This is a genomic window from Fontimonas sp. SYSU GA230001 (genome assembly GCF_040066175.1).
Taxonomy (GTDB): domain Bacteria; phylum Pseudomonadota; class Gammaproteobacteria; order Nevskiales; family Nevskiaceae; genus Solimonas.
The window spans coordinates 49,534-59,624 of the sequence record NZ_JBEAAM010000024.1 but is presented as its reverse complement, the minus strand read 5'-3'; the positions used below and the strand labels follow the sequence as shown (position 1 = coordinate 59,624).

The 10,091-nt window shown below is 68.4% G+C and carries 10 protein-coding genes; 3 read left to right on the top strand and 7 right to left on the bottom strand.

From position 1 onward, the window contains the following. The first annotated feature begins 289 nt into the window (after positions 1–289). From AAG565_RS12705 to purL, 3 genes are all read left to right on the top strand, one after another. Positions 290–631 (top strand): DUF1820 family protein, encoded by a 342-nt coding sequence (locus AAG565_RS12705; protein WP_348819977.1) that lies wholly within the window; start codon positions 290–292, stop codon positions 629–631. A gap of 133 nt (positions 632–764) precedes the next feature. After that, entirely contained in the window at positions 765–1,529 is a 765-nt protein-coding gene (locus AAG565_RS12700; protein WP_348819976.1) for an MBL fold metallo-hydrolase, read from the top strand. A gap of 76 nt (positions 1,530–1,605) precedes the next feature. Then, positions 1,606–5,451, top strand: a complete 3,846-nt coding sequence (gene purL / locus AAG565_RS12695) for a phosphoribosylformylglycinamidine synthase (RefSeq protein WP_348819982.1) — start codon at positions 1,606–1,608, stop codon at positions 5,449–5,451. 19 nt (positions 5,452–5,470) lie between these two features. Here purL and AAG565_RS12690 read toward each other — a convergent pair whose 3' ends face one another. The 7 genes from AAG565_RS12690 to lipB all read right to left on the bottom strand — a co-directional run bounded on the left by AAG565_RS12690 (position 5,471) and on the right by lipB (position 10,080). Then, positions 5,471–6,190: a VacJ family lipoprotein gene (locus AAG565_RS12690; RefSeq protein ID WP_348819975.1), complete on the bottom strand. Its 720-nt coding sequence runs from the start codon at positions 6,188–6,190 to the stop codon at positions 5,471–5,473. An 8-nt stretch (positions 6,191–6,198) separates the two neighbouring features. Further along, positions 6,199–6,471 carry an STAS domain-containing protein gene (locus AAG565_RS12685; protein ID WP_348819974.1) on the bottom strand — a complete coding sequence of 91 codons (273 nt, stop codon included), beginning with the start codon at positions 6,469–6,471 and terminating at the stop codon, positions 6,199–6,201. Further along, the gene (locus AAG565_RS12680; RefSeq protein WP_348819973.1) at positions 6,468–7,109 is read right to left on the bottom strand and encodes an ABC transporter substrate-binding protein; all 642 of its coding nucleotides are present in this window, start codon (positions 7,107–7,109) and stop codon (positions 6,468–6,470) included. Before AAG565_RS12680 ends, AAG565_RS12685 begins: the two co-directional genes overlap by 4 nt. 21 nt (positions 7,110–7,130) lie before the next feature. After that, positions 7,131–7,658: an outer membrane lipid asymmetry maintenance protein MlaD gene (mlaD, locus tag AAG565_RS12675; protein ID WP_348819972.1), complete on the bottom strand. Its 528-nt coding sequence runs from the start codon at positions 7,656–7,658 to the stop codon at positions 7,131–7,133. Positions 7,659–7,690: 32 nt separating this feature from the next. Beyond that, positions 7,691–8,458 (bottom strand): lipid asymmetry maintenance ABC transporter permease subunit MlaE, encoded by a 768-nt coding sequence (mlaE, locus tag AAG565_RS12670; RefSeq protein ID WP_348819971.1) that lies wholly within the window; start codon positions 8,456–8,458, stop codon positions 7,691–7,693. A gap of 79 nt (positions 8,459–8,537) precedes the next feature. Further along, positions 8,538–9,362: an ABC transporter ATP-binding protein gene (locus AAG565_RS12665; RefSeq protein WP_348819970.1), complete on the bottom strand. Its 825-nt coding sequence runs from the start codon at positions 9,360–9,362 to the stop codon at positions 8,538–8,540. Between the two features lie 85 nt (positions 9,363–9,447). Then, positions 9,448–10,080, bottom strand: a complete 633-nt coding sequence (lipB, locus tag AAG565_RS12660) for a lipoyl(octanoyl) transferase LipB (RefSeq protein ID WP_348819981.1) — start codon at positions 10,078–10,080, stop codon at positions 9,448–9,450. Positions 10,081–10,091: the final 11 nt, after the last annotated feature.

Genomic DNA, 10,091 nt, shown 5'->3' with positions numbered 1-10,091 from the left:
CGACACGACCAGAACCGTCATCTTCCTGATCGCCGGCAAACTCGACTTCGGCGCGGTCAACCCTCATGCCCGGTAACCCACTCGTTTTTCAACAGAGCCTTCATTGAACCGGATGAAAGCGTGAGGGTGGGATTCGAAGGGCAGGCCAGGGACGGCCTGCCCGGGCGAGCGCGGCGTGGCCGGGATGGCCGAGCCGACGCGAGGCCCACCCTCTCCGCCATTCAATAAAAAGGCCGACTCGATGTCGGCCTTTTCATTAGAATCGCCGCAGTTTTCCGCGCGTCCTCCCATGTCCGCCAAGCAGCGCCTGTACCGCGTCACGTTCATGAACCAGGGCCAGACCTACGAGGTCTATGCGCGCGAAGTCAGCCACGGCGGCGGCATGCTTGGTTTCGTCGAGATCGGCAAGCTGGTGTTCGGCGAGAAGACCACGGTGGTCGTCGATACCAGCGAGGAGAGGCTCAAGCAGGAGTTCGCCGACGTCGAGCGTTTCTACGTGCCGGTGCATGCGGTCGTGCGCATCGACGAGGTCAGCAAGCGCGGTCCGGCGCGCATCGTCGGCGGCGCGGAGGCCGCGAGCAAGGTCACGCCGTTTCCGCTCTACACCTTCGGCGGGGACGCCAAGAAGTGATGCGCTTCGCCAGCCTCGCGTCCGGCGCAAACAGGCAGACTGCCTTGAATGGCAGTCTGCCGCTGCGGACGGGCGTGCAGGGACGCACGCCTCGGGGCTGGATCGGGAGCGTACCGTCGCGCCAGGGACGGCCTTGACGCGCTTCGCCATACTCGGATCAGGTTCAAGAGGCAACGCGACGCTGATCGAGGCCGGCGGCACGCGCATCCTGATCGACTGCGGTTTCACGCTGGCCGAAGCCGAGCAGCGGCTGGAACGGCTCGGCGTCGAGCCGGCGGCGCTGGATGGGATTCTGGTGACGCACGAGCACGGCGATCATCTGAGCGGCGTCGGCCGTCTGGCGCGGCGGCATCGCATCCCGGTGTGGATGACACATGGCACCTACGCCGTCTGGAAGGACCGCGACGTGCCGCATGCGCTGCGTTTCAGCCCGCACCAGGGCTTCACGATCGGCGCGTTCGACGTCCGGCCCTACCCGGTGCCGCACGATGCGCGCGAACCCTGTCAGTACGTGCTCGCGAGCGGTGGCCGGCGGCTGGGCGTGCTGTCCGATGCGGGTCACGTCACGGCGCACATGCGCGCGGTGCTCGCCGGCTGCGACGCGCTGCTGCTGGAGTGCAACCACGACCCGGACCTGCTGCGCGACGGGCCTTATCCGCCGTCCCTGAAGGTCCGCGTCGGCGGCGACGCCGGGCACCTGTCGAATGCGCAGGCGGCGGGCCTGCTGCGCGGTTACGCCCGCGAGCGCCTTCAGCACCTGGTGCTGACCCATCTCTCCGAGAAGAACAACACGCCGGCACTGGCGCGGGCAGCGGTCGTCGAAGCGCTGGAACTGGATGCGCCCTGGATCGTCTGTGCGGACCAGGACCAGGGTCTGGCCTGGCGCGAGATCGTGTAGCGCAAGGCATGCGAAAATATCGGTCCCGCATCACCGGTCCCCGGGCCGGCGATCTATGCCAAGAATCTCCATGTCCGTGACCGTACTGCCCGGTGCCGAGAGCCTCTCGGCCTTCCGCATCGCCCGCCTGCTCGCCGACCTGCGCGTCCATGCGCCTGCGCTGCAAGTCGTCGAGGTGCGCGACCTCTACCTGATCGACGCCGACGGCGTGGCCACTGCCGAGCTGCGCCGCCTGCTCGGCGACGGCCCCGACGCGATCGCACCGGCGGATCTCGTGCTCTACGTGGTGCCGCGCATCGGCACGACCTCGCCGTGGTCGAGCAAGGCGACCGACATCGCCCGCGTCTGCGGCCTGACCGGCGTGCGCCGCATCGAGCACGGCCGGGCCTATCGGTTCACGGGCATCCGCGAGCTGCCGCGCGCGGCCTGGGCGGCGCTGCACGACCCGATGATGGAATCGGTGCTGGTCAGTGTTGATCAGCTGCAGCACGTCTTCGACGCGCAGCCGCGCCGCGGCCTGCGCACGGTCGATGTGCTGGTCGGCGGCGCGCAGGCGCTGACGGCGGCTAACCGCGACTGGGGTCTCGCGCTGTCCGACGACGAGATCGACTATCTGGTGCACCACTACCGCGACGCCGGCAAGAATCCGACCGACGCCGAGTTGATGATGTTCGCGCAGGTCAACAGCGAGCACTGCCGGCACAAGATCTTCAACGCCGAGTTCACCGTCGATGGGCAGGTGCAGCCGCACTCGCTGTTCCAGATGATCCGCATGACGCACGCCGCGTCGCCGCAGGGTGTGCTGTCGGCGTACAAGGACAATGCCGCGGTCGTGGAGGGCTTCGAGGCGATGCGCTGGTTCGCCGACAGCGACCACGTGTGGCGTGAGCACCGCGAGCCGGTGCACCTGCTGATGAAGGTCGAGACGCACAACCACCCGACCGGCATCTCACCGCATCCGGGCGCCGGCACCGGCGCCGGTGGCGAGATCCGCGACGAGGCGGCGACCGGGCGCGGCGGCAAGCCCAAGGCGGGCCTGTGCGGCTTCACGGTGTCGAACCTGCGCATCCCCGGCTTCGAGCAGCCGTGGGAGCGGCAGCCCGAGCTGCTCGCGCAGGGCACGCCGGTGCGCATGGCCAGCGCGCTGCGGATCATGCTCGACGGGCCGATCGGCGCCGCGGCTTACAACAACGAGTTCGGGCGCCCCAATCTCAACGGCTACTTCCGCACCTTCGAGGTGGTGACACCCGACGGCCGCAACCGCGGTTACCACAAGCCGATCATGATCGCCGGCGGCTACGGCAACATCCGCGCCGGCCATGTCGAGAAACGCGAAGTGGTCGAAGGCGCGAAGCTCGTCGTGCTCGGCGGTCCGGCGATGCTGATCGGGCTGGGCGGCGGCGCCGCCTCGTCGATGGCCACCGGCAGCAGCACCGAGGCGCTGGACTTCGCCTCCGTGCAGCGCGCGAATCCCGAGCTGGAGCGGCGCTGCCAGGAAGTGGTCGATGCCTGCTGGGCGCTGGGCGAGACCAATCCGATCCTGTCGATCCACGACGTCGGCGCCGGTGGCATCTCCAACGCGCTGCCCGAACTGGTGCACGCCGACGACCGCGGCGGCCGTTTCCAGCTGCGCGACGTGCTGTGCGCCGACCCGGCGCTGTCGCCGATGGAGATCTGGTGCAACGAGTCGCAGGAGCGCTACGTGCTCGCGCTCGCGCCGCACGACGTCGAGCGCTTCGCCGCGATCTGCGCACGCGAGCGTTGCCCCTACGCCGTGGTGGGGACGGCGACCGCCGAGCGTCGCCTGCTGGTCGAGGATCGCGTCGAGGCGCGGCCGGCGGTGGACATGCCGATGCCCGTGCTGCTCGGCAAGCCGCCGCGCATGCAGCGCAGCACGCGGCGCGCGTCCAGCCGCTTTCCGGCGCTGCAGACGGCCGGCATCGACATCGCCGATGCGGTGCGTCGTCTGCTCGCCCTGCCGGCGGTGGCGTCGAAGAACTTCCTGATCACGATCGGCGACCGCAGCGTCGGCGGGCTGACCGTGCGCGACCAGATGGTCGGGCCCTGGCAGGTGCCGGTGGCGGACTGTGCCGTCACCGCGACCGGCTTCACCGCGACGACCGGCGAGGCGATGGCGATGGGCGAGCGCACGCCGCTGGCCCTGCTCGATGCGCCGGCGTCGGGACGCATGGCGGTGGCCGAGGCGGTGCTCAACATCGCCGCCGCGCCGATCGCGAAGCTGTCCGACGTGCGCCTGTCGGCGAACTGGATGGCGGCCTGTGGACAGGGCGACGAGGACGCGCGCCTGTTCGACACGGTCAGGGCGGTCGGCGCAGAGCTGTGCCCGCAGCTGGGCATCGCCATTCCGGTCGGCAAGGATTCGCTGTCGATGAAGAGCGTGTGGTCGCACGACGGCCAGCCACGCACGCAGACGGCGCCGCTGTCGCTGATCGTCTCGGCATTCGCGCCGGTGACCGACGTGCGCCGCGTGCTGACGCCGCAGTTGGTGACGGACGCCGGCGAGACGCGCCTGTTGCTGGTCGATCTCGGTAACGGCCGCAATCGGCTCGGCGGTTCCGCGCTCGCGCAGGTGTACACGCAGCTCGGCGATGTCGCACCGGACTTGGACGATCCGGTGCAGTTGCGGCGGGCCTTCGACCTGATCCAGCAGCTCAATGCCGAGAATCGGCTGCTGGCCTACCACGACCGCAGCGATGGCGGCCTGTTCGTCACGCTGGCCGAGATGGCCTTCGCCGGTCATGTCGGCGTGACCGCGGAGGTGGAGTCCTCCGACGATGCGCTTGCGGCGCTGTTCAACGAGGAGCCCGGTTTCGTGGTGCAGGTGCGCAGCACCGACGCGGTGGCCGTGCTCGGCGCGTTCCGCGGCGCCGGACTGACCGCATGCGACGTCGGCACGCTCAACGCCCGCGACGAGCTCGTCGTGCGGTCCGGCGGACGCGTGCTGTTCGATGCGGCGCGCGAAACCTTGCACAAGGCCTGGGCCGAGACCAGTTATCGCATGGCTGCGCTGCGTGACGATCCGGAGTGCGCGCGCGAGGAGTTCGACGCGGCCGGTGCGCAGGACGATCCGGGCCTGAGCGTGCATCTGGGCTTCGACCCCGCTTCGGTTTCGGTGCACGTCGGGCATCGACCCAAGGTGGCGATCCTGCGCGAGCAGGGTGTCAACAGCCAGTACGAGATGGCCTACGCCTTCCACGCCGCCGGCTTCGAGCCGGTCGATGTGCACATGACCGATGTGCTCGACGGCCGCGTGCGCCTGGCCGACTTCGCCGGACTGGCCGCCTGCGGCGGCTTCTCTTACGGCGACGTGCTCGGCGCCGGACAGGGCTGGGCCCGGACGATCCTGTTCAACGAACGGGCGCGGACCGCGTTCGCGGAGTTTCTCGCCCGCGAGGACCGCTTCGCGCTGGGTGTCTGCAACGGCTGCCAGATGTTCGCGGCGCTGAAGTCGGTTGTGCCGGGTGCGGAAGCCTGGCCGGCGTTCCGGCGCAACCGCAGCGAGCAGTTCGAAGCGCGCTGGGCGCAGGTCGAGATCCTCGAATCGAAGTCGATCTTCTTCGCCGGCATGGCCGGCTCCAGGCTGCCGATCGTGGTCGCGCATGGCGAGGGCCGCGCACAGTTCGAGCGTCCGCAGGACCTGGACCGGCTGCGGGCCGGCGCGCAGCTGGCGATGCGGTTCATCGACGGTCGTGGTCAGCCGGCGCAGCGTTATCCGGCGAACCCGAACGGTTCGCCGGAAGGGCTGACGGCGGTCTGCAATGCCGACGGCCGTGTCACCATCCTGATGCCACATCCGGAGCGCACGATCCACGGCGTGGTCGGTTCATGGTGGCCATCGCGCAACTCCGCGCACACGCCGTGGCTGCGCATGTTCGAGAACGCCCGCGCGTTCGCCCGCTGACGCGCAGCGCGGCACCGGTTCAGTCTTCCGGCAGGTCCGGTTCGGTCAGGTCGGCGGGCGGATTGCCGTCGTACACCTGGTTGAGGCGCCGCTGCAGATAGGCGGTGCGGACGAACACGTAGGGATCGAGCTGCTGCTCGATCACGGAATCGAGGTCGAGCAGCCGCGAGCGGATGTCGATGACGCGCACGCCCTTGAGGGCGATGCGTTGCTCGGTCGTCACCGAGTCGGTGTACTGCAGCGGCGAGGTCCACCAGTCGCCGACCCAGCCGACCAGATCGCGGTTGGTCGTCGGGCCGAGCAGCGGCAGCATCAGGTACCAGCCTTCGCCGACGCCCCAGCGGCCGAGCGTCTGGCCCAGGTCCTCGTCGTTCTTGTACAGCCCGACCATGCTGGCCGGATCGAGAAAGCCGGCGAGGCCGTAGGTGCTGTTCAACAGGAAGCGGCCGGTGTCGCGCGCGGCCTGCGTGAACTTGAGCTGCAGCAGGTCATGAAGGATGACCGAGGGATAGCCGAGGTTGTCGAGGAAATTGGTGACGCCCTGGCGCACCGGTGACGGCACGACGGCGACATAGCCCTTGGCCACTGGCCGCAGCACGTAACGGTCGGCCGTGGTGTTGAACGCGTAGATCGAGCGGTTGACTGGTTCCAGCGGGTCGGACGGCTCGTACAGTGAGTTGTGCGCGCAGGCCGACAGCGCCAGCAGCAGGGCGACGGTCGAGAGTCGGTGAACGATCATCGCGGCATTCATGCAGCGGCGTCCCCGGTCGGGATGCCGAGCATGCCGGCGACACCGAAGAACGTCACCAGCCCGCGCAACTGCTCGGGCGGATTGCGCAGTTCGATCGCAAGCCCGCGCTGCCGGGCGCGGCGTGCGATTTCGAGCAGCAGCGCCACGCCGGCGCTGTCCACCTGGGCCACCGCGGAAAGATCGAGGCTGCCCGCAGTGGCGAGGGTGTCGATGCGCGCGAACTCGTCCGCCGCCTGCGTGAAGCTCAGCGCCCCGTTGTCGAGCTTCACGGCGACTTTGCTTCGGATTTCCCGCGCCCGTCGGCAACGAGCTGGCCGTTCCTGAGGCGTTCGATCACGGCGGGAATGCTGGTCTTCTTGATCTCGGCGTCGATCTGGGTACGGAAGTTGAGCACCAGCGAGATGTTCTCGGCCTTGATGTCCCAGATCTTCCAGTCGCCGTCCACTTCGCGCATCGAGAAGACGATCGGCACCGGCGGCTTGCCGTCCTTGCGCAGGATGACCGTATCGACGTTCGCGCGCTTGCCGTCGATGCGCGCCGGTTTGACCTCGATCTCGATGCCGTCGTAGTACTCCAGCATCTTGTCGGCGTAGGTGTGGATCAGCATGTCCTTGAACGCGGTCTCGAACTGCCCGATCTGCTCGGCGTTGGCGTCCTTGATGTGCGCGCCGAGGATCACCTTGGCGATGTACGTGGTGTCGAAGTGCGGCACGATGGTCCCATCGACCATCTTGTAGAGCGCCGCCTTGTCCTTCTGGTAGGTCGCGACGTTCTGCGCGATGTCGGCGCGCGCCGCGTCGGTGGCGGTGCGGATGATCTGGTCCGGAGCCGCCGCCAGCGCGAACGCGCTGAGCGCGAGGCTGGCCGCGCCGATCGCTGCGGTGATACTGCGAATGTAGCCTGCCATGGCGGTAGTCTCCTTATACGGTTACGGCTTGCCCTTGCTGGCTTCCAGCGAGTTCGCCAGCCGGTCGAGCGCGCTCGCCAGCTTGTCGTCCTTGCTGCTGCCCTGCGACGCCAGGAACTGGCCGATCAGGTTCTCCAGCACCAGTGCACCCTGGGTCAGCTCCAGCGTGCTGCCATCCTTCAAATACTCGTCCAGGCCACCCGGTTCCAGGCCGACGTACTGTTCGCCGAGCAGCCCGGCGGTCAGGATCTTCGCGCTGGAGTCCTCCGGGATGCGGTCGTAGCGGGACAGGATGTCCAGCCGCACCTGCGCCTCGAAGGTCTGCGGGTCGATGCCGATCGACCGCACGCGACCGATCTTGACGCCGGCCAGGGTCACGGCCGAACCCGGCTTGAGGCCGCCGATGTTGCCGAACTTCGCCGTCACTGCATACGTCTGGCCGTTGCCGACGGATTCAGGACTGGCGACACGGAAGGTCAGCACGAACACCGCGGCGATGCCGAGGCAGACGAAGAACCCGACCAGGATTTCGAGCGCTTTGGATTGCATGGGGGCGGACTCCTAGGGTCTGCGCGCGGCAATTAACGGAACATGAACGCGGTGAGCACGAAATCGAGCGCCAGCACGCTCAACGACGAGACGACCACCGTCGAGGTCGTGGCGCGCGAGACACCCTCCGAGGTTGGCACCGCGTGATAGCCCTGATAGACCGCGATCCAGCTGATCGCCGCGCCGAACACGATGGCCTTGACGAAGCTCTGGCGGATGTCCTCGATCTCGACATTGGCGCGGATCTGCGACCAGTAGCTGCCGGCGTCCACGCCGAGCAGATCGACGCCGATCGCGTGGCCGCCGGCGACGCCGATCGCCATGATCGTGAAGATGCCGGACAACAGCGGCATCGAGATCAGACCGGCGATGAAGCGCGGCGCGACCACGCGGCGCACCGGATCGACCGCCATCATCTCCATCGCCGACAGCTGATCGGTGGCGCGCATCAAGCCGATTTCCGCAGCCAGCGCCGAGCCGGCGCGGCCGGCGAACAGCAGTGCGGTGACGACCGGCCCTAGCTCGCGGATGATGGTCAGCGCGACGAACACGCCCAAGGATTCGGCGGCGCCGAAGCGTACCAGCGTGCGATGGCCCTGCAGTGCCAGCACCATGCCGACGAAGCTGCCCGACAGCACGACGATGATCAGGGACAGCACGCCGACGCTGTAGGTCTGCTGGACGAGCAGGCGCGGCCGCGCCAGCGCCGAGGGAATCGCCTGCACGATGGACAGCAGGAAGAACTGCGCGCGGCCGAGGCCGGCGAGAAAGTTCGACAGCACCTGCCAGACGCCATTCATGCCTGCGCTCCATGCCTGTGGTCGCAGGTCGCAGCAAAGCATCCTGCAGCCTGCAGCCGGCAGCCGCCGTTGAGCTGGCTCACGCCGTCTCTCCCATCAGATCCTCCCGGTAGCCGCGCGTCGCCTTGTAGTGGAACGCGATCGGCCCGTCATGGCGCCCTTCGAGGAACTGGCGCACCAGTTCGGAGGAGGAATTGCGGATCGCATCGGGCGTGCCGTGATCGAGGATCTTGCCGCCATAGACGATGTAGGCATAGTCGGCGATCGACAGCACCTCGGCGACGTCGTGCGAGACGACGATGCTGGTGATGCCCAGCGACTCGTTGAGCGAGCGGATCAGGCGCATCAGCACGCCCATGCTGATCGGATCCTGGCCGGTGAAGGGCTCGTCGTACATCACCATGTCCGGGTCGAGGGCGATGGCGCGCGCCAGTGCGACGCGCCGCGCCATGCCGCCGGACAGTTCCTCGGGGTACAGATCGCGGGCGCCGCGCAGGCCGACCGCCTCGAGCTTCATCAGCACGATGTCGCGGATCAGCGCCGGGGCGAGCTTCGTATGCTCGCGCAGCGGGAACGCGACGTTCTCGAACACCGTGAGATCGGTCAGCAGCGCGCCGTGCTGGAACAGCATGCCCATGCGCCGGCGCATCCGGTACAGCTCGGCGCGGCTCTGCCGGTGCACGTCCTGGCCGTCGAAGTGCACGCTGCCCCGATCGGGCCGCCACTGGCCGCCGATCAGCCGCAGCAGCGTGGTCTTGCCGGTGCCGGAAGGCCCCATGATCGCGGTGACCTTGCCACGCCGGATGTCAAGATCGACGCCGTCATAGATCGGCCGTGCGCCGTAGCCGAAATGCACGTCGCGGACCTTCACCAGCACGTCGGTGGCTTGCTCAACGCGGCTCATCGGATCGGGGGGCTGGATGTCCTGCAGTTGACCGCAGGTTTGTACGGGTGTCCACGGCATTGTAACCGAGCAGCGGCGCCGTCCTTCAGGCGGAAGGCGCAGCCGGACGCAGCCGCGCGAGCAGATGCGGTTCGAGGTCGGCGGCGACCGTTGCGACCCGGTCCGGACCGCCGAGTTCGCTGATCTGGGTCATGCGCAGGCCGCGCTGGCCGCAGGGGTTGATGCGTGCGAACGGTTCGAGGTCCATCGCCACGTTCAGCGACAGGCCGTGGTAGCTGCAGCCGCGGCGCACGCGCAGACCCAGCGAGCCGATCTTCGCGCGACCCGGCAGGCCGCCGGCGTGGTCCACGTAAACACCCGGCGCCGCGGGGTCGGCATGGGCGGCGATGCCGTAGCCGGCGAGCAGGTCGATCATCGCCTGCTCGATGCGGCTGACCAGGCTGCGGATACCGAAGCCCAGCCGGTGCAGATCGAGCAGGAAGTAGGTCACCAGCTGTCCGGGTCCGTGGTAGGTCACCTGGCCGCCTCGATCCGACTGCACGACCGGGATGTCACCCGGTGCGAGGATGTGCTCGGCCCTGCCGGCCTGCCCCTGCGTGTACACCGGCGGGTGTTCGAGCATCCAGATCTCGTCCCGGGTCAGCGCATCGCGCGTGTCGGTGAAGTCGCGCATGCGTGCCCAGGTCTGCTCGTAACCGACACGGCCCAGGTGACGCAGGACCGGGGGCG